The sequence below is a fragment of the Vibrio sp. Y58_MX_L22 genome (assembly GCF_024181865.1).
Classification (GTDB): domain Bacteria; phylum Pseudomonadota; class Gammaproteobacteria; order Enterobacterales; family Vibrionaceae; genus Vibrio; species Vibrio alginolyticus.
This window is the reverse complement of the sequence record NZ_JAMZAN010000001.1, coordinates 628,068-646,544: the sequence shown is the minus strand read 5'-3', so window position 1 is coordinate 646,544 and position 18,477 is coordinate 628,068. Positions and strand designations below refer to the sequence as shown.

Below are 18,477 nucleotides of genomic sequence, written 5' to 3'. Positions count from 1 at the left end.
ATTAACGAGCGCGGAAGACGATGCGGCCTTTTGACAGGTCGTATGGAGTCATCTCTACAGTTACTTTGTCACCCGTTAGGATACGGATGTAGTTCTTACGCATCTTGCCAGAGATGTGAGCAGTCACAACGTGACCGTTTTCAAGTTCAACACGGAACATAGTGTTTGGTAGAGTGTCAAGGACTGTGCCTTGCATCTCGATTACGTCTTCTTTAGCCATTTAATCCTCTTTAGAAATTAGGCAATATTAGCGGGCTATATTCTGCCGCTAAATAGTAATTATGTAAAGTTGAGGCGTATTCTACCCTCGCCAACGCTGATTTACTAGCCTTTGGTGGCGTTGAAAGCGTGTTTTGTAGCTCATTGCTGGGCACTCATCAATCTGATATCCCAAATATAGCCACTGTTGTTTGTTTTCTTGGCAGTATTTAATTTGATAAAGCACTGCTAACGTGCCAAGAGATAACTCGTAGTCAGGGTCAAAAAAAGTATAAAAAGCACTCGAGCATTGTGGCATCAAATCTGTCACTGCAATGGCGAGCAATTGATCTGATTCATCGTAAATGTGTAAAAACGACGTTGTCAGCCAGCTAGTTTGAGCAAATCGAGCAAACTCATCACGCTTTGGTGGGTACATAGTGCCGTTTTTATGCCGTTTGCAGATGTACCGACTGTAAAGCTCAAACCATTCCTCATCCATTTCAGGTTTCATATCCCAGCGTAAAGACTGTGCTTTATTAAGCAGCCTCTTCTGACTTTTTGATAGTCTAACGTCTGGAATCGAGACTCGAATTGGCTGGCAAGCGGTGCAATGCTCGCAATGCGGTTTATATATGGTATCTCCGCTACGACGAAAACCGTTAGCCATGAGCAACTGGTAATTTTCTTCAGTATGCAGCCTTTCATCAAGCGCCACCGCAACCCGCTCTTGCCGTTCAGGCAAATAACTACAAGGGTGATTATTCGTCAACCCTATTCGAATATGTTGTATATCCGTACTCATACTGAATCCTGCAAAACTTGGGGCTGATAGGCATCAAATAGTGTTTGCTTTTCTCTTAAAGATAGTAGTTTTTGCATAAATTCGTCACGCTCAAGTTCAAATGCGCCAAGTGATGCCAAGTGAGAATTCATAACTTGGCAATCGATTAATTGACCTTGCTTTGACGCCAAATGGTTGCATAAGTACCACAATGCAATTTTGGATGCGTTATCTTTTAGACTAAACATCGACTCTCCGCAAAAAAGTTGGCCCACGCAGATGCCATATAGTCCGCCAATCAGGTTGTTGTCATGCCATACTTCTACAGAGTGACAGTGACCAAGTTTGGCTAACTCAATGTAGGAAGCTTGCATTTCCTCGTTGAGCCATGTTTCCTCTGCAGGGCGTGTTGAAGAACATAGTCTAATCACTTCTTCTGTCGCGAAATTGAGTGTTACTTTATAGTTATGTTTACGCTGAAATTTTTTGAGACTTTTAGATGGCTTAAACTGCAATGGGTCAAACACAGCGCGCGGAGAAGGGCTCCACCATAAAATAGGTTCACCAGGACCATACCAAGGGAAAATGCCTTGATAGTAACCATTGAGGATTCTCATGGGGTTTAAGTCACCACCAAAAGCCAGCAAACCATTGGGGTCGCTGAGTGCTTTATAGGGTGAGGGAAAGTTGAACGTTTCATCGAGTTCAGTTAAATAAATAGCCATAAGAAGTCGTTACCAACATTGGAGTCAGAGGAGTTTATGATGACCTGGTTAAGAAATATCGTAAAAGTATGGCTTGGGATCATACTGTTTTTACCACTTGTCGCCAACGCAGCCTATGAAAGAAATGTTGCCAAGCCAGTTAATGAAGTAGTTTACGGGAAGATTGACTCTGTCCGTTATATTACTCAACAAGAGGTTGTTCAATCGAAAAGTAACGGTTGGAAGACACTACTTGGTGCCACTATCGGTGGTTTAGTCGGTAATCAATTTGGTGGCGGTACGGGAAGAGAAGTCGCGACGGCAGTGGGTGCGCTTGCAGGTGCCGCAGTTGCTCAAAACCAAAGTAATTACCAATACACGGTTGAATATAAGTTAGTTGAGCTACTCATCAAAGTGAAGGGTGATAAGCTAATTAATGTCATCCAAGATGTTGATAAAAATATGTTATTTAGTCGAGGGGATGAAGTTCGTATTTTATATTTTGATGATGGAGTCAGGGTTGATATCACTTATTAACCCTAGGTTGTTTTAGTCTAACGAAGCCTAATCAGGCATGTACAGTCGGGCTGGCTTATCGTCAAATAAAGTCGAAATAGTTTGCTGTTTCGCCGTGCTTCTTTCGCTCTGATTTACATCGCTGGCAATGCCTTTAATTCTGTATCTTTAGGCTGCTTGAGGATATTCATAAATTAGCGCCGATTTACTCTGGTTTTGTCGTGTTTTTTTGGGTAGTCTGAATTCACGAAGAATTGTTTAGCCCTCATAAAAAATCGTATGTTGAGGGCACAAAGGATTATCAACTTTTAATGGAAAGCCTAACGTTACAACCTATCAATAAAATTCAAGGGGAAGTGAACCTTCCTGGCTCTAAAAGCGTTTCTAATCGAGCTCTTTTACTTGCTGCTCTTGCTAAAGGCAGAACTCGCCTTACTAATCTCCTCGACAGTGATGATATCCGTCATATGCTGAATGCGCTGACTAAACTAGGCGTTCAATACCAACTTTCCGAAGATAAAACAGAATGTCTCGTTGAAGGCCTTGGGCGTCCGTTTTCTGTCTCAGAGCCGGTAGAGTTATTTCTCGGCAATGCTGGCACTGCGATGCGACCATTAGCTGCGGCTCTTTGTCTTGGAGAAGGGGAGTATGTACTGACGGGCGAACCTCGTATGAAAGAGCGTCCAATTGGTCACCTTGTCACGGCACTGAAAGATGCTGGTGCGAACGTTGAGTACATGGAAAACGAGAACTTTCCGCCTCTCAAAATAATTGGTACTGGCCTAAAAGCAGGTACAGTTTCTATCGATGGGTCCATTTCAAGTCAGTTCTTGACCGCTTTCTTAATGTCTGCGCCATTGGCTGAAGGTGAAATTCGCATCAACATCGAAGGCGATTTGGTTTCTAAGCCTTATATCGATATCACCCTGCATATCATGAAGCAGTTTGGAGTCGATGTGATCAACAACGACTATCAAGAGTTTGTGATCCCAGCCGGTCAGCAATACATCGCTCCAGGTGATTTCTTGGTTGAAGGTGACGCGTCTTCTGCTTCTTACTTCTTGGCGGCGGCAGCCATCAAAGGCGGAGAAGTTAAAGTCACGGGTATCGGTAAAAACAGCATTCAAGGTGATATTCAATTTGCTGATGCGCTTGAAAAAATGGGTGCAGAAATTGAATGGGGTGATGACTACGTAATTTCACGTGTTGGTCAATTAAAAGGCATTGATATGGATTACAACCATATCCCTGATGCTGCAATGACCATCGCGACAACAGCGTTATTTGCCGAAGGCACTACCGCTATTCGTAACGTTTATAACTGGCGTGTAAAAGAAACAGACCGTTTGTCAGCTATGGCGACTGAGTTACGTAAAGTTGGTGCGGAAGTGGAAGAAGGGGAAGACTACATCATCGTCAAACCTGTCTCTCAGTTAAAGCATGCTGCGATTGATACTTACGATGATCATCGAATGGCGATGTGTTTTTCGCTGGTGGCACTTAGTGATACGCCTGTGACGATTAACGATCCAAAGTGTACGTCGAAAACGTTCCCTGACTACTTCGACAAACTTAAGGCTTTAAGTTGCTAAATATTCTGACCTAAAACAGGAAAGCCAGAGTGAATAACACTCTGGCTTTTTTGTTTCCCAATACTATTTAACCAGCGTAAATTCCTTAGAAAGGTGATGCGCTAAGTATTTGAACATATTGAATACTGCAGTCGTATTTGAAGTTGGTAAACCTTTGTCATCAAGGAAGTATTCACCTTTAAAAACTAAAACACCTTCTTTTTCTTCTACGCTTGTTGCTCGCATCCCCTCGATGTAATCATCGTGCTCTTGGATGATTTGGTTAGCGATCAAAAGAAGGTCGAACTCTTCGATAAACGTTCTATCAGACATATTCTTTCTACCATCCTATTCAGTTAAGAACGCTGAGTATACCTACAACTAAAATGGGTTTGCATGATTAATTCAGTCAATCGTTCAGTAAGACTAAACAGATCAATTTTTAGAGTATAAGCATGATGCGGAGGAAGATGGCAGAGCATTGAACCAAACTATTTTGTGATGGGTAACAAAATTTATTGCATTGGATTAGCGGATGCTAAGTTTGCCTGTTTAGATATGCCGCTCAATACCTTTCAGAACCCTGTCTCTTTGAAGTATAAAGACGATGAATTGTCAACCAATCGGATCTGAATTTCAAAAAAGCAGTTGATCTTCTTTTCATCTCGCACAATAGTAAAAAAAGAAGCAATGAAATAGAACATTATGCGGGTGGCCTTTAAACAAGGTTTCTACCCGCATTATTATGAAGGACGTTAGAGTCAGTTATGGGTAAATCACTCGTTATAGTGGAGTCACCAGCCAAGGCAAAGACGATAAATAAGTACCTTGGTAAAGACTTTATTGTTAAGTCTAGTGTTGGTCATGTGCGTGATCTGCCTACGGCCGGTCAAAGCACTGGTGAGAAAAAAGCCGCCGCCATCTCAACTAAAGGGATGAGTCCGGAAGAGAAAGCGCGCGTTAAAAAAGAGAAAGACCGCAAAGCGTTGATCAAAAAAATGGGGATTAACCCATATCATGACTGGGAAGCGAATTACCAAATCCTTCCAGGCAAAGAAAAAGTTGTCAACGAACTACAAAAACTCGCCAAAGACGCAGATTGCGTTTATCTCGCAACCGATTTGGACCGCGAAGGGGAAGCAATCGCATGGCACCTTCGTGAGATCATCGGTGGCGATGAAGAGCGATACAAACGTGTAGTTTTTAACGAAATTACGAAAAACGCGATCCAACAAGCTTTCCAGACACCTGGTGAGCTGAACATGGATGGTGTAAATGCCCAACAAGCACGTCGCTTCATGGACCGTGTCGTTGGTTTTATGGTTTCACCTCTACTTTGGAAAAAAGTGGCTCGTGGCTTATCTGCTGGTCGAGTGCAGTCTGTTGCGGTGAAACTTTTAGTTGAGCGTGAGCGTGAGATTAACGCGTTTGTACCAGAAGAGTTCTGGGACATTCATGCGAATACGAAAACGAAAGACAAAGCGGACTTTAAACTGCTTGTTGCTCAGAAAGACGGTTCTGCGTTTAAGCCAGTTAATGAGGCAGAAACCAAAGCAGCGATGTCTGTACTTGAGAATGCAAGTTACGAAGTATGTAAGCGTGAAGACCGCCCTACAAAGAGCAAGCCTTCAGCACCTTACATCACCTCTACGCTTCAACAGGCAGCGAGTACACGCCTGGGCTACGGCGTGAAAAAGACCATGATGCTAGCTCAGCGCCTCTATGAGGCCGGTTACATCACTTATATGCGTACTGACTCGACTAACCTAAGTGCCGAGGCTGTGGACGCTGTACGTGACTTTATTGGTTCTGAGTTTGGTGATAAGTACCTGCCAGCGAAACCATTGACGTACGGTAGCAAAGAAGGGGCACAGGAAGCGCACGAAGCGATCCGTCCTTCAAATGTGGGTGTTAAGGCGGAAGACCTGCAAGGTGTCGATGCTGATGCGCACAAACTTTATGCTTTGATTTGGAATCAGTTTGTAGCGTGTCAAATGACGCCAGCAGAATACGATTCAACAACCATCAGCGTAAAAGCGGCAGAATACACGCTTAAAGCGAAAGGTCGTATCCTTAAATTTGACGGCTGGACTCGTGTACAGCGTCCAATGGGCAAAAACGAGGATACAATCCTTCCTGCGGTACAACTTGGCGATAAGCTAAGCTTAGAGTCACTTGACCCTAAACAGCACTTTACAAAGCCACCTGCGCGCTACACTGAAGCAGCACTGGTTAAAGAGCTGGAGAAACGAGGCATTGGTCGTCCGTCGACTTACGCATCGATCATTTCTACGATTCAAGATCGTGGCTATGTGAAAGTTGATCAGCGCCGTTTCTACGCTGAAAAAATGGGTGAAATTGTTACTGACCGCCTTGATGACAGCTTTAACGATTTGATGAACTACGACTTTACTGCGCGTATGGAACAGAAATTGGACCAAATCGCTGAAGGTGAAGTGAACTGGAAAGCTGTGTTAGACAACTTCTTTGCTGATTTTACTGGCGATCTTGAAAAAGCGGAGCTAGATGAGTCAGAAGGCGGTATGAAGTTAAATCACATCGTCATGACGGATATCGAGTGTCCGACGTGTAGCCGTCCAATGGGCATCCGTACTGCTTCGACAGGTGTGTTCTTAGGCTGTTCAGGTTACGCGTTACCACCAAAAGAGCGTTGTAAGACAACCATCAACTTGGGTGACGAAGAAGGTATTATTAACGTTCTAGAAGAAGACGTTGAAACCGCAGCTCTTCGTGCTAAAAAGCGTTGTCCGATCTGTGAAACAGCGATGGACGCTTACCTGATTGATGACAAGCGTAAGATGCATGTTTGTGGTAATAACCCGAACTGTGAAGGCTACCTTGTTGAATACGGCGAGTTCAAAGTAAAAGGCTACGATGGTCCAGTTGTTGAGTGTGACAAATGTGGCTCTGATATGGTGCTTAAGAACGGTCGCTTTGGTAAATACATGGATTGTACGAGCGAAACGTGTAAGAACACTCGTAAGATTCTTAAGAATGGCGAAGTCGCGCCACCAAAAGAAGATCCTGTTCATTTCCCCGAGTTGCCATGTGAAAACTCAGATGCGTATTTCGTACTTCGTGATGGTGCTTCAGGTCTATTTATGGCGGCAAGCAACTTCCCGAAATCGCGCGAGACACGTGCTCCTTTGGTTGCTGAACTGGCACGTTTTGAAGAGCGTTTACCTGAGAAGTTCAAATACCTAGCGACCGCACCGCAAGAAGATCCTGATGGTCGTCCTGCAGTCGTACGCTTTAGTCGCAAAACAAAAGAGAACTACGTTCGTTCGGAAGAGAATGGCAAACCATCTGGTTGGACAGCGCTCTTTGTTGACGGTAAGTGGGAAGTCACTGATAAGCGTAAAAAAGCGAAAGCATAAAAACGTACGATCTAAGTAATGTAAAAAGGCAGCGATATCGCTGCCTTTTTTGCGTTTTGTTTTTGCGTAAAGGCCACTGTGTTGTTCGTATAGATCTTTGCTGCTTTGACTGAGTTTTGCTGACGCGAGAAGATCCCAGTATCAATATTTCGTAGTCGCTGATGTATTTTTTATGTAAAAAATATTCGTTGTAACTTTCATTTTGCATTCACATATTTGTTATACATTGGGCTAAAAAATCGGCGGTGTAGTGAATCCGTTCGTAAATTGTTTTCACAATGTAATCGTTTGCTTTTCCATGTGTGATCTAGATATCGTCTTGAGTACGCAAGAGCTATATGGTACACAGAATGGCGTATTAAAAATTGTAATTTAGAACCCGCTTAGATAATTTATTACAAAAATTAGTGCAACTGTGTGCATTGTTTGCGTCAAAAAATAAGGAAAGAGTGGACGTTGCATACTGGAAGTGCCGTAGCTTTTTTATCCGTGTTGTAAGAGTTCACAGAAACTCAGAGACGGTTGCTAAATGTATTCGCTTGACTCCCCGAGTATGACTCATTCAAGCGAGTACCAAATCCAAGCTATAACGATATGGAGAACAACAAATGGCTGGTGTTTTGGGAATGATTCTTGCTGGCGGTGAAGGCTCTCGTTTGAGACCTTTAACGGAATCTCGCAGTAAACCTTCGGTACCGTTTGGTGGTAGTTATCGATTGATCGATTTTGCTCTAAACAATTTTGTTAATGCGGATCTGATGCGCATTTACGTCCTAACCCAATTTAAATCTCAATCTTTATTCCATCACTTAAAAAAGGGGTGGAACATCAACGGCATTACAGACCGCTTTATCGATCCTATTCCCGCTCAAATGCGTACTGGTAAACGTTGGTACGAAGGGACGGCGGACGCGATCTATCAAAACCTGCGTTTTATGGAATTAGAGGAACCAGAGCAAGTTTGTATTTTTGGCTCTGACCATATCTATAAGATGGATATCAAACAAATGCTGAACTTCCACTCAGAAAAGAAGGCTTCTCTGACGGTATCTGCATTGCGCATGCCACTAAAAGAGGCGTCGCAATTTGGGGTTATCGAAGTCGATAGTGAAGGTCGTATGATTGGCTTTGAAGAAAAACCAGCAAATCCGAAGTCGATTCCTGGTGACCCTGATTACGCTTTAGTTTCAATGGGTAACTATGTTTTTGAAGCTCAGGTACTGTTCTCAGAGTTGGTCGAAGATGCGGATAATGAAGCTTCATCACATGATTTTGGAAAGGACATCATTCCAAAGATGTTCCCTAGAGGTGATGTGTTCGTGTATGACTTCAGTACCAACAAAATCAGTGGCGAAAAAGAAGAGGTGTACTGGCGTGATGTCGGAACTATTGATGCGTACTGGCAAGCGCATATGGATCTGCTAGAAAAAGATGCTCCATTTTCGCTGTACAACCGTAAATGGCCATTGCACACCTACTACCCACCATTGCCACCTGCGACATTTACCGACTCTGATAATGGTCGTGTGCAGATAATAGATAGTTTAGTGTGTAATGGCAGCTATGTTAGAGGCTCAAGAATCGAAAAGTCGGTGCTTGGTTTTCGCAGTAATATTGCTTCTGCTTGCGATATCAGTGAATGTATACTTCTTGGTGACGTAAAAATTGGCGAAGGCTGTGTTTTACGTCGTGTGATTGTCGACAAGGATGCCGATATTGCTCCTGGTACTCAGATTGGTGTGAATCTTCAAGAAGATAAAAAACACTTCCACGTGTCTGAGGAGGGCATTGTTGTTATTCCGAAAGGAGCTCGAGTTGGCTACTAACAACTTATCTATTCTGTTTGTAGCTTCTGAGGTTGAAGGCCTCATTAAAAGTGGTGGCTTGGCAGATGTTGCCAAGGCACTACCGGAAGCCCTTCAAAACCTACAGCAAGACGTAAGAATTACCATCCCTGCGTACAGTAGTATTGATAAACTCGCAGACGCAGAAGTTGTATTAGAAACAGAATTAACATCATGGCCGCATACGGAGTATCGAGTTTTGCGGCTCATGTTAGGTCAAAATCCTGTTTACCTGATTGATTGTCCGCCGTATTTCAATCGACCATCAATGTATGCGGAGAACAACCAAGCGTATACTGATAACGGCGAGCGCTTTGCGTTTTTTAGTGCAGCATGTCTCGACATGTTACCCAAGCTCGCCTTTCAACCTAATATCATACACGCGAACGATTGGCACACAGGTCTTGTTCCATTTTTGCTCAAGCACAGGTATGGCAATGATCCGTTTTTTGCTCATACTAAAAGCGTCATTTCAATTCACAATGCGGTCTTTAAAGGCGTATTTAGTTATGAAGACGTGCAGTGTTTGCCCGAGTTTCATTGTAGAAACGTTCCCGATGCTGCGGTGAGTGCAACGCATATTACGATGCTTAAAGCTGGTGTAATGAATGCAGATAAGATAAACGCGGTTAGCCCTACGTACGCAGAGGAACTAAAAACAGAGCTTGGCAGTCACGGCATGGCTTGGGAGTTTCAGCAACGTGCGCAGGACTTAGTCGGCATCTTGAATGGTTGTGATTACAGCGCTTGGAATCCGGAAACGGATACCTACTTGCCGGTTAATTACTGCGCCGACCAGAAAAGTATGTCGCAAGGGAAGAAAGCTTGTAAAAAAGCATTACAACAAAGACTAAATTTGCCCGAAAAAGATGTAGCTATGTTCGGTATGGTTTGTCGCTTGACCCAGCAGAAAGGCGTTCATTACTTGTTGCCTGCTTTGGCCGATTTTTTGAAGCACGATGTTCAGCTAGTTGTCGTTGGGACCGGAGACCCTGTTCTTGCCGCTCAGTTACGAGAGGTTGCCGCGCAGTTTTCTAGCAAATTTGCCTTTGTAGAAGCGTATGACAATGAACTTGCGCATATCGTTGAAGCGGGTTCTGATTTCTTCTTGATGCCTTCTGAGTTTGAACCATGTGGCTTAAACCAAATCTATAGTATGGCTTATGGGACATTACCGATAGTACGCGGTGTTGGTGGCTTACAGGACAGCGTTAGCGATTATGATGTAAACCCATCTGAAGCAACGGGGTTTGTTTTTTTCGAACCGACACCGCAGGCATTGTTGTTAACGATGCTAAGGGCACTGTTGCTCTACGCTCAAAACGAGCCTGAAGTGAATAAAGTACAGTTGCACGCGATGCAACAAGACTTTTGTTGGCAAAAGGCCGCAGAATCTTATTTGCAGCTTTACCACTCAGCGTTAGTTTGACTTAAAATTGTAACGAAAGGCTCCGAATGAGGTGCCTTTATTATCTTGAGTAAGGGGAGTGTGGTAGGATGGCTTTTTACTCAATAGCACGATCTTTTTGATACTCAATATGACCCAGCCGCTACTTTTTCATAAAACCTATTTGCACCCTACTAGTAATGAGTGGGTTGTATTTGTGCACGGTGCTGGTGGTAGCTCTTCTATCTGGTTCAAGCAAATTAAAGCTTACAAGCAACACTTTAACTTATTGCTGATCGATTTAAGAGGTCATGGAAAGTCAAATCAGTTACTTAAAGAGCTCATTGCTAGCCGTTATACCTTTACGGAAGTTACCCAAGATATTTTGAAAGTATTGGACCATTTAAAGATCCAATCCGCTCATTTTGTCGGTATGTCGCTTGGTACTATTATTGTTCGAAACCTTGCTGAATTGTCATCAGAGCGCGTACGTTCGATGGTGCTCGGCGGTGCTGTCACAAGGCTTAACACTCGTTCTCAGATATTGGTGAAATTAGGTAATTTTTGTAAGCATATCCTACCGTACATGTGGCTCTACAAACTGTTCGCTTATATTGTTATGCCTCAAAGAAGCCAACGAGAATCTCGCCACCTTTTTATTCGCGAAGCCAAGAAGCTTTGCCAAAAAGAATTTAAACGTTGGTTTATTCTTGCTGCTGATGTAAATCCGTTAATGAAATATTTTAAAGATCGAGAGTTACCCATTCCGACTCTTTACTTAATGGGCGACAGGGATTACATGTTTATTAAACCTGTCAAAGAAATGGTTGCAGCACATAAGCTCAGCATTCTACGAGAAATCCCGAATTGTGGTCATGTATGCAATGTAGAGCGTCCAGAAGACTTCAATCAACACTCCATCGAGTTTATTAAACAGCAAGCTGTATGTGCTTAAAACTGAGTGCATCCACTGAATAGGAGAGCCGCTATAGCTCTCCTAGTTGATATCCACATTGCCAACATGCACCAAATTGCCCTTCGTTTATTTCATGACATTTTGGGCATTGCCAATCTTGATACTCATGCCTATCGGATTGTTTTCGATATGCTTTTACTATTTCTTCAGCTTTCATCTTTTGTGCCGTGTCAAAAAGCCACACATAAGGATCGGTATCATCACCAAACGGCAGTTCTCCTTTTAAGCCGAAAATACCTTCTCCACGAACTTCACAGTAAATTTGTTCCACTTTAAGCAGCTCACATACAATGTGTGCTTCTGCTGGGTTTTTAGCGATAAATATTTTCATCAAAATACCCACTTCACCAATTACGAGTTTTGCTGACTTGGTGTCGGCCTTACTTTATTCATAACCCATTTAGTGATGATTGGAAATAGTCCCAATAGCGCAAAAGACGCTAATACTGCGGGTGAAACAATGCCCGATAGGCTTTCAATTGTTGCTAATTGAGTACCTGCATTCAGATATACGGCTGTGCCTGGCAGCATACCTATTTGGCTAGTGAGATAAAATCTACCTACAGACATCGGCGTTAAGCCCATCAGTAAGTTGATTAGAAAGAAAGGGAATACAGGGATTAGACGCAAGGAAAATAGATAAAAAGCTCCGTCTTTTTCGACACCTTGATTAATTGCGTTGAGTTTATTTCCGAATTTGTTTTGTACCCAGTCACGCAATAAGTATCGGCTGCTCAAGAAGGCCAGTGTTGCCCCCATAGTGCTAGCGAAAGAAACCAGTAGCAAGCTTGTCCAAAAACCAAATAAGGCTGCACCAAGTAAGGTGACTACTGCCGCTCCTGGGATAGAAAAAGCGGTAATTGCAATGTAGGTAAAAAAGTAAATCGCAGCCGAGAATACAAAATTCTGATCGATGTATGTAGTTAGTGCTTCTTGTTGGGCTTTTGCATTCTCTAAGGTTAAATACTGGCCAAAGTTAATACCTAAAAAGACGATAGCCGCTAGTAGGATGAGACCTAATATCAGTTTCTTATTCATAATTTTGATTCCAATTTGGGATATATGTAATAAGACAGTAGGAAAACCGAAAAAATTTCACAAAAAAACCGCAGATTAGACTGCGGTTTTACAAGATAGTTTTTAGGCCGACTTTTATTGGAGGCCGTTCATCAACTCATCTCGGCGAGCTTGAGGTACCACACTCCAATGAGTGCCGTTGATAGCACCTTCTAGTGCCCATAGCAACTCAATGTTGACGGTTGCAGAGTGCGTATCTCTTATCGCTTTATAGGCGTTAAGCGCACCTTCCTCTTCAAGCTTCTCTACGGATTCGATGCCGGCTTTTTTTAGCATGCGCTCGGTAGCCAGTCGTAAGTTAGGCAAATCTTTCAAACGGTTAGGCTTTGTACTTGCTTGCTGTTCTTTCTCAAGCTTTGCCTTTTTCAATGATTGATTCGCTACTTCGATTAAGCGTTCGCTTGATTCCCATAAATCGCTGGAAATAGCGTAGTACTTTGTAACGACTGGAAAGCCACGTTTTTTATAAACGTAAGGCTTTAGCCCTTGTTTCTCGAAGTCAGATGAAGTTTTTTGGTCTGCTCTGATATGAAGCTGATTGTTTACCACTAGTGCAAACATTGTTTCATCAGCGAATAGTCCGAAGCCACCAAACATTGAGCGCGACTTGATATTACCAAGTGCCTCAAATAGCTTCATAGAGTCTTTGAGTATCGGTTTATCCATGTTTTGTTATCTCGGTGTAATTAATATTACGCCACCAAAAGTCAGGTCCGAGAGAGTAGCAAACATGCGTAAAAACAATGTCATTACAGAGTAAAGTCATTGCTTACACACTTGCCATCGGTAACCCCGCTACCTTCCATATCGTAATATGGTTCAGGCCGGAGGCTTTGCGTCCCACTCTTTCGAATGGTTTGCCCTGTGCGTGACACAATGAGCATACTTCTTATATTGAATTAACATCACGGTTTAGCGTTAAAAGTGTGATTTCGGTTCAATAAAAATGATAGATTGAATGCTCTATTTTGCATATGGAAAGGTGCAAATTGGCCTTTGAAAAGGAGTTCTTAATATATATTACATTTATATAAAACAGGGAGTTAACGTTAGTCAATTGTTATTAGAGTGGTGTGAAGTATTAGAGAATGCTTAATTTTTCCAAAAAAATAAGCGCCCCTGTAGAGCGCTTATTTAACACGGTTAAATACAGTGAAATTTAGTTCATTTTTTTCACAGTATTTCGAATTACAAGCTCAGGTTGCATTTCGAAAATTCGTTTTTCGTGTTCTTTATCTTTGATACGCTCAAGTAGAATTTCGAATGCATTTTTACCAACACGACGTTTAGGTTGGTGGATAGTCGTTAGCGGTGGAGAGAAGTATTCCGCAAGCTCGATGTTGTCGTAGCCGATCACTGAAATATCTTCAGGAATTTTGATCCCGTTTTGTTGCAAGCGGCTCATTAGGCCTAGAGCCATTGTGTCGTTAAAACAGAATACCGCCGTCGGGCGCTTGTCCATTGCGGTAATTTTATCTGCAACTAATACGGCCGTATCACATTCAAAGTTACCTTCAAGGATCCAGTCTTCATTTACAGCTAGGTTCGCTTCGCTCATTGCGCGACGGAAACCTGCAATGCGCTCTTGGCAAGCAAGCTTTTCAAAATGACCGCTTAGACAAGCGATATCCGTATGACCATTGTCAATCAGATGTTTGGTTGCAATGTAGCCACCTTCTTCTGAGTTATCCATGATCTTGTCTGCTTGTGAGCTCTCTGGGCCCCAATCCATGACCACTTTAGGAATGTCCGCATGACGGTCAAGCATCTCTTTTAGTTCTTCGGTTAAGTCAGAACACATCACTAGGATGCCATCAACGCGCTTTTCAGCCAGCATACGAATGTAATCGCGTTGTTTTTCGTAAATCCCGCCTGTGTTACATAAAATCAGAGTATAGCCTTGGCGGTAACAGTAGCTCTCAACGCCATCAATCACTTCTGAGAAAAATAGGTTAGTTGATTGAGTTACTAACATGCCAATCGTACGAGTTGAGTTGCATTTTAGGCTGCGTGCAACGGCACTTGGCGCGTAATTCAGCTCGTCAACGGCTTTCATTACTTTTTCTTGCGTTGCTTCTGCAACGAAACGCGTTTTATTGATAACGTGCGAAACTGTCGTAGTGGAAACGCCGGCTAAGCGAGCAACGTCTTTTATCGTGGCCATAAATGGTGTCCTGTATCGAGCTACTGAAATATGTCGTATTGGATGTACCTGATGCTCTAATGGTTTCACACCTAGCAATCTAAAATTGGCGCTAAGTGTCTCGGCAGCGGTTGATCCAAGTGCGACAAAAGGGTGCGTAGCAGCATCGGTCGATGAATTTTATCTTTTTTCTATCTGATGAGAAATTGCCATCAACCTGTTAAGAAAACACAAAAACCGCTATATTTCAGCGGTTTACATATAAATCATATTTAATCGTTTGCGCTCACATTTTAGCCCTATGTGGACTGACTAGCAATGTTTTCAGCAAGAGATTTGTGTATTTGAAGTCACATTTTGACTGCTAAATAACCAAGCGTCTTTGCGCTAAGTTAAGGCAAACGAATATTATACCCAAGTTACTTACAATTGGTCACTTTCAGGCATACAGGAAGCCCGATAGGCAGGCTCCCTAAAAATAGGCGGCAATTATTCACCAAGAAGGTAGGCGCTGTCTAGTTTACAAAATGCAACTAATAGTTTCGCGACACTCGAGTAAAATCCAAATTCGTCGAATTTTTTACATTTGTCTGAAAACTGAGGTAACCAAGACATCAATTGTTGCTGGATAAAGTCGTTTTGTTTAACGAAGGCTTCTTCCATGTGTTTTTCTTGTTCAAGCTCGTTTGAGCGGATAATCATGTTCCCGAGAAAGTCGAGCTCAACGGCTAAGTGATCCGCAGGTTCCTTTAGGTTTTCGTCTACTTGAACGCCAAATTCAGCCATCAACTTTTCCATTTCCTCAGCTGGCTTGTCATTCAGTAAACCTGATTCACCAATGTACATGGATGCGTAAGGAAGAGCGCCGTATTTTTCTGTCTTCAAAAACAGTTCACAAAAGTCAGCTGCAAGCTCTAGTTGTGCATCTTCACGATCTTGTAACCGATTCAATGCATCAACTAGGCTATCAACAGCTGGTTTCAGCGACTCATTTTCACCTAAACCTGCGAGAAAACTGCGAATTTCAACACTGTGATAGGCTTCCAATTCTTTCTCTGTTAGTTCTTTTGCGAACAAGCTCGAAAACCACCAGTAAATTTCAGCGCGTTTTTCATTAAAAGCTTTCACTTCTTGCATTTTGGGCTCCTGAATGATGCTTCAAGTCATACATCACAAAGTCAATTAGGGATATCCCCTAAGTGTAATCAATTAAAATGAATAGCAGTAACTATAATTGTTATGTTTTATGGTCAAAAATGACCGTTTATTAATAGCAATGGGCAAGCTTGTTTTGAATCAATAAAAACGCTAAATCTTGCGTTTTAATGTATCTATGACTAGAAATGTTACTAGTTATGAATAGAATACGTCTTGGATAATAAGAAGACAGAAAAGTGGTGTAAATGAGCTATCACGTATTAGTCGTAGAAGATGATGTTGTAACTCGTAGTAAGCTTGCGGGATATTTCCAAAATGAGGGCTACCAAGTCAGCGAAGCAGAGAGTGGCGCAGAAATGCGTGAAGTTTTGCAAGCGGGCGATGTAGACCTGATCATGCTGGATATTAACCTGCCTGGTGAAGACGGCCTGATGCTTACTCGTGAGTTACGTAGCCAATCGGATATTGGTATCATATTAGTAACAGGACGCACGGATAGCATTGATAAAATCGTAGGCCTAGAAATGGGTGCTGACGATTATGTGACAAAACCTTTTGAACTGAGAGAGCTGTTAGTTCGCGTTAAAAACTTGCTGTGGCGTATTTCAGCAGCGCGCAGTGGCAGCTCGAAAGCGAATGAAACCAGTGAAGAGCACATTGTGCGCTTTGGGGAGTGGACATTCGACATTCAACGTCGCGCACTTAGCCGCAACGGTGAGCCAGTAAAACTAACTAAAGCAGAGTATGAACTTTTGGTGGCATTATCGTCTTATCCTAACCAGGTGTTAAGTCGTGAGCGTATTTTGAACATGATCAGCCATCGAGTGGATGCGCCGAATGACCGCACCATTGATGTTCTTATTCGACGTATGCGCGCAAAAATGGAGTTCGATCCTAAGAACCCACAGATTTTTGTAACGGTACACGGCGAAGGCTATATGTTTGCTGGTGACTAGTTTGAGCATAACTCAATCGTAAAAAGAAAAAGGAGAGCTTCGGCTCTCCTTTTTTGTGGCTTCAAGATAATACTAGTTTGCTTCAACCATTGGTGTTTGTCCGACAGTATCACGCAACCTTTGCCAAATACTGCCCAAGTACTCATGCCAATAAAGCTCTGTTTGTTCTAAGTAACGCGCTTTAGGTGAGTATTTATCCCAAGGTTGACTGATTTCGCTAATAGCTAAGAAGTTGGTCGGGGCTGGGATTGGTTTAATGCCTGCCGCGTTGAACTCATACAATGCACGGCTCATGTGACTCGCAGAAGTGACTAACACAATCTCCTTTTGTTGAACGAATGCAGCCGCTTGACGCGCCTCTTCCCACGTATCTTTCGCATCTTCTAATAAAATGATATCGGATTTCGCGACTCCCAACGCAAGGGCAACGTTCGCCATCATTCGCGCGTGGCTAATTTCAGATCCGCCAGCATAGCCGGATAAGATTAATTTCGCGCCTGGATACATTCTTAAAATACGAATGCCCTCAGTTAAGCGCATTAATGCTGCACGGCTTAACTGCGAGGTGGGTGGAATTTCGTCATCGATAACATGACCATTCCCTAAAACCATCACGTAGTCGATGGTGCCAGAAACTGGCAAAAAGGCTTTATGCTCTCGCTCTAACGGCATAAGAAGCTTGGTTGAAACAGGTTGGAAGGCAACAAGAAAAATGCCAACAAAAGAGAATAGAACAACGAAGCAGCCAGTTTTACGTTTTGTAGTAAAACTAATGAGAGCAAGACCCAACAAGCCTATCAGCAGCAATGCCGGAAGGGGCATAAGCATGGCTGACACTACTTTTTTCAGCTCAAACATACATAAATAGTCCGAAAAAACATCAATTGATAATAAAAATGAGGGTATCCCTCTTTATTCCTGCTTTCCTTGTGCCAGAATAGCGGCACAATCCGTTATGATAACTCAGCAGAAGTGACAGAAGACCGCAATTTCGACGATATCGCCCACAAATTTGCAAAAAATATTTACGGCTCCGATAAAGGGGAGATCCGCCAAATCATTGTGTGGGAAGATTTTCTACAGATTCTAAGTGAATTAGATGCTGACCAGCAACCCCTAGAAGTGTTAGACGCTGGTGGTGGTTTGGCACAAATGTCGCAAAAGCTTGCTAAGCTCGGACATCGAATCGCTTTATGTGATCTATCTTCGGAAATGCTGCAGTTGGCTAAGCAGGATATTGAAAAAAACGGTTTGCTTGAGCAGTATCGCCTGATTCATTCGCCTGTCCAATCCATCGGTGAACATATGGATGTACAGGTCGATCTGGTTATGTTCCACGCTGTGATGGAGTGGCTGGTTGATCCTAAGGCCGCACTTGAAACAGTTCTAGAACAAGTAAAACCGGGAGGCATCGCATCAGTCATGTTCTACAACCACCACGGTTTAGTCTATAAAAACGTGGTTTGTGGCAACATTCCTCATATATTAGACGGCATGCCTCACCGAAAAAGATTTAAACTACAGCCGCAAAAAGGCTTAAAACCTGAAGAAGTCTACCAGTGGATAGAAAATTCAGGTTTTAATATTTGTGGCAAATCTGGTATTCGCTCATTTAGTGATTACATAGGCAATATGGAATACATGGGTGATTACGAGTTTGAAGATGTGTTGGCGCTAGAAAAACAACTTTGTCGACAAGAGCCATACCTCTCATTAGGCCGCTACATTCATGTGTGGGCTAAAAAGAACGATAAACAGGAATAAC

Annotated in this window: 18 protein-coding genes and 1 riboswitch; of the genes, 8 read left to right on the top strand and 10 right to left on the bottom strand. The window is 42.8% G+C overall.

Annotation, left to right across the window (positions count from 1 at the left end; translation table 11 throughout):
- Position 1: 1 nt before the first annotated feature.
- The 3 genes from infA to aat all read right to left on the bottom strand — a co-directional run bounded on the left by infA (position 2) and on the right by aat (position 1,707).
- Positions 2-220 carry a translation initiation factor IF-1 gene (gene infA / locus NL626_RS02765; protein WP_001040192.1) on the bottom strand — a complete coding sequence of 73 codons (219 nt, stop codon included), beginning with the start codon at positions 218-220 and terminating at the stop codon, positions 2-4.
- 81 nt (positions 221-301) lie between these two features.
- Positions 302-1,003 (bottom strand): arginyltransferase, encoded by a 702-nt coding sequence (locus tag NL626_RS02760; protein ID WP_151514645.1) that lies wholly within the window; start codon positions 1,001-1,003, stop codon positions 302-304.
- A complete protein-coding gene (gene aat, locus NL626_RS02755; RefSeq protein WP_005387881.1) occupies positions 1,000-1,707 on the bottom strand; it encodes a leucyl/phenylalanyl-tRNA--protein transferase in 708 nt (235 codons plus the stop codon). The genes NL626_RS02760 and aat overlap by 4 nt, the downstream gene beginning before the upstream one ends.
- 39 nt (positions 1,708-1,746) lie before the next feature.
- Between aat and NL626_RS02750 the strand changes: the two genes are divergently transcribed.
- Both NL626_RS02750 and aroA read left to right on the top strand, forming a co-directional pair.
- Positions 1,747-2,223, top strand: coding sequence for a glycine zipper 2TM domain-containing protein (locus NL626_RS02750; protein WP_005378348.1), 477 nt, complete (start codon positions 1,747-1,749; stop codon positions 2,221-2,223).
- A gap of 290 nt (positions 2,224-2,513) precedes the next feature.
- Complete coding sequence (gene aroA / locus NL626_RS02745) at positions 2,514-3,794, top strand: 3-phosphoshikimate 1-carboxyvinyltransferase (RefSeq protein ID WP_005387883.1); 1,281 nt, start codon at positions 2,514-2,516, stop codon at positions 3,792-3,794.
- Positions 3,795-3,857: 63 nt separating this feature from the next.
- On the opposite strand, the gene NL626_RS02740 is transcribed toward aroA, so the two are convergent.
- Positions 3,858-4,106: a YciN family protein gene (locus tag NL626_RS02740; protein WP_005387884.1), complete on the bottom strand. Its 249-nt coding sequence runs from the start codon at positions 4,104-4,106 to the stop codon at positions 3,858-3,860.
- A gap of 434 nt (positions 4,107-4,540) precedes the next feature.
- Between NL626_RS02740 and topA the strand changes: the two genes are divergently transcribed.
- The 4 genes from topA (at position 4,541) to NL626_RS02720 (ending at position 11,357) form a co-directional block, all read left to right on the top strand.
- Positions 4,541-7,171: a type I DNA topoisomerase gene (gene topA, locus NL626_RS02735; protein WP_005378351.1), complete on the top strand. Its 2,631-nt coding sequence runs from the start codon at positions 4,541-4,543 to the stop codon at positions 7,169-7,171.
- A gap of 608 nt (positions 7,172-7,779) precedes the next feature.
- On the top strand, positions 7,780-8,997 hold the full coding sequence (gene glgC, locus NL626_RS02730; protein WP_005378352.1) for a glucose-1-phosphate adenylyltransferase: 1,218 nt from the start codon (positions 7,780-7,782) through the stop codon (positions 8,995-8,997).
- Positions 8,987-10,444, top strand: coding sequence for a glycogen synthase GlgA (glgA, locus tag NL626_RS02725; protein ID WP_253656964.1), 1,458 nt, complete (start codon positions 8,987-8,989; stop codon positions 10,442-10,444). Before glgC ends, glgA begins: the two co-directional genes overlap by 11 nt.
- A gap of 109 nt (positions 10,445-10,553) precedes the next feature.
- Positions 10,554-11,357 carry an alpha/beta fold hydrolase gene (locus NL626_RS02720; protein WP_017820032.1) on the top strand — a complete coding sequence of 268 codons (804 nt, stop codon included), beginning with the start codon at positions 10,554-10,556 and terminating at the stop codon, positions 11,355-11,357.
- 31 nt (positions 11,358-11,388) lie between these two features.
- Here NL626_RS02720 and NL626_RS02715 read toward each other — a convergent pair whose 3' ends face one another.
- From NL626_RS02715 to torD, 5 genes are all read right to left on the bottom strand, one after another.
- Positions 11,389-11,709 carry a DUF2007 domain-containing protein gene (locus tag NL626_RS02715; RefSeq protein ID WP_017820033.1) on the bottom strand — a complete coding sequence of 107 codons (321 nt, stop codon included), beginning with the start codon at positions 11,707-11,709 and terminating at the stop codon, positions 11,389-11,391.
- 20 nt (positions 11,710-11,729) lie between these two features.
- A complete protein-coding gene (locus NL626_RS02710) occupies positions 11,730-12,416 on the bottom strand; it encodes a TVP38/TMEM64 family protein (protein ID WP_005378366.1) in 687 nt (228 codons plus the stop codon).
- A 114-nt stretch (positions 12,417-12,530) separates the two neighbouring features.
- Complete coding sequence (locus NL626_RS02705) at positions 12,531-13,121, bottom strand: TfoX/Sxy family DNA transformation protein (RefSeq protein WP_005378367.1); 591 nt, start codon at positions 13,119-13,121, stop codon at positions 12,531-12,533.
- A gap of 116 nt (positions 13,122-13,237) precedes the next feature.
- A riboswitch (cyclic di-GMP riboswitch) is annotated at positions 13,238-13,327 on the bottom strand.
- Positions 13,328-13,614: 287 nt separating this feature from the next.
- Entirely contained in the window at positions 13,615-14,619 is a 1,005-nt protein-coding gene (purR, locus tag NL626_RS02700; RefSeq protein ID WP_005378368.1) for an HTH-type transcriptional repressor PurR, read from the bottom strand.
- A 468-nt stretch (positions 14,620-15,087) separates the two neighbouring features.
- A complete protein-coding gene (gene torD / locus NL626_RS02695) occupies positions 15,088-15,735 on the bottom strand; it encodes a molecular chaperone TorD (RefSeq protein ID WP_005378369.1) in 648 nt (215 codons plus the stop codon).
- A 266-nt stretch (positions 15,736-16,001) separates the two neighbouring features.
- Between torD and torR the strand changes: the two genes are divergently transcribed.
- Entirely contained in the window at positions 16,002-16,712 is a 711-nt protein-coding gene (torR, locus tag NL626_RS02690) for a two-component system response regulator TorR (protein ID WP_005378370.1), read from the top strand.
- 72 nt (positions 16,713-16,784) lie between these two features.
- On the opposite strand, the gene elyC is transcribed toward torR, so the two are convergent.
- Positions 16,785-17,570 carry an envelope biogenesis factor ElyC gene (gene elyC / locus NL626_RS02685; protein WP_005387893.1) on the bottom strand — a complete coding sequence of 262 codons (786 nt, stop codon included), beginning with the start codon at positions 17,568-17,570 and terminating at the stop codon, positions 16,785-16,787.
- Between the two features lie 114 nt (positions 17,571-17,684).
- Here elyC and cmoM point away from each other — a divergent pair, with 114 nt between their 5' ends.
- The gene (gene cmoM / locus NL626_RS02680) at positions 17,685-18,476 is read left to right on the top strand and encodes a tRNA uridine 5-oxyacetic acid(34) methyltransferase CmoM (protein WP_025998624.1); all 792 of its coding nucleotides are present in this window, start codon (positions 17,685-17,687) and stop codon (positions 18,474-18,476) included.
- Position 18,477: the final 1 nt, after the last annotated feature.

Bases quoted from the DNA above. Each gene is read 5' to 3' on its own strand.
- NL626_RS02715 (WP_017820033.1), bottom strand. From the start codon at position 11,709: ATGAAAATATTTATCGCTAAAAACCCAGCAGAAGCACACATTGTATGT.
- elyC (WP_005387893.1), bottom strand. From the start codon at position 17,570: ATGTTTGAGCTGAAAAAAGTAGTGTCAGCCATGCTTATGCCCCTTCCG.
- torR (WP_005378370.1), top strand. From the start codon at position 16,002: ATGAGCTATCACGTATTAGTCGTAGAAGATGATGTTGTAACTCGTAGT.
- aat (WP_005387881.1), bottom strand. From the start codon at position 1,707: ATGGCTATTTATTTAACTGAACTCGATGAAACGTTCAACTTTCCCTCA.
- NL626_RS02705 (WP_005378367.1), bottom strand. From the start codon at position 13,121: ATGGATAAACCGATACTCAAAGACTCTATGAAGCTATTTGAGGCACTT.
- infA (WP_001040192.1), bottom strand. From the start codon at position 220: ATGGCTAAAGAAGACGTAATCGAGATGCAAGGCACAGTCCTTGACACT.
- NL626_RS02750 (WP_005378348.1), top strand. From the start codon at position 1,747: ATGACCTGGTTAAGAAATATCGTAAAAGTATGGCTTGGGATCATACTG.
- torD (WP_005378369.1), bottom strand. From the start codon at position 15,735: ATGCAAGAAGTGAAAGCTTTTAATGAAAAACGCGCTGAAATTTACTGG.
- topA (WP_005378351.1), top strand. From the start codon at position 4,541: ATGGGTAAATCACTCGTTATAGTGGAGTCACCAGCCAAGGCAAAGACG.
- NL626_RS02760 (WP_151514645.1), bottom strand. From the start codon at position 1,003: ATGAGTACGGATATACAACATATTCGAATAGGGTTGACGAATAATCAC.
- NL626_RS02720 (WP_017820032.1), top strand. From the start codon at position 10,554: ATGACCCAGCCGCTACTTTTTCATAAAACCTATTTGCACCCTACTAGT.
- glgC (WP_005378352.1), top strand. From the start codon at position 7,780: ATGGCTGGTGTTTTGGGAATGATTCTTGCTGGCGGTGAAGGCTCTCGT.
- purR (WP_005378368.1), bottom strand. From the start codon at position 14,619: ATGGCCACGATAAAAGACGTTGCTCGCTTAGCCGGCGTTTCCACTACG.
- aroA (WP_005387883.1), top strand. From the start codon at position 2,514: ATGGAAAGCCTAACGTTACAACCTATCAATAAAATTCAAGGGGAAGTG.
- NL626_RS02710 (WP_005378366.1), bottom strand. From the start codon at position 12,416: ATGAATAAGAAACTGATATTAGGTCTCATCCTACTAGCGGCTATCGTC.
- NL626_RS02740 (WP_005387884.1), bottom strand. From the start codon at position 4,106: ATGTCTGATAGAACGTTTATCGAAGAGTTCGACCTTCTTTTGATCGCT.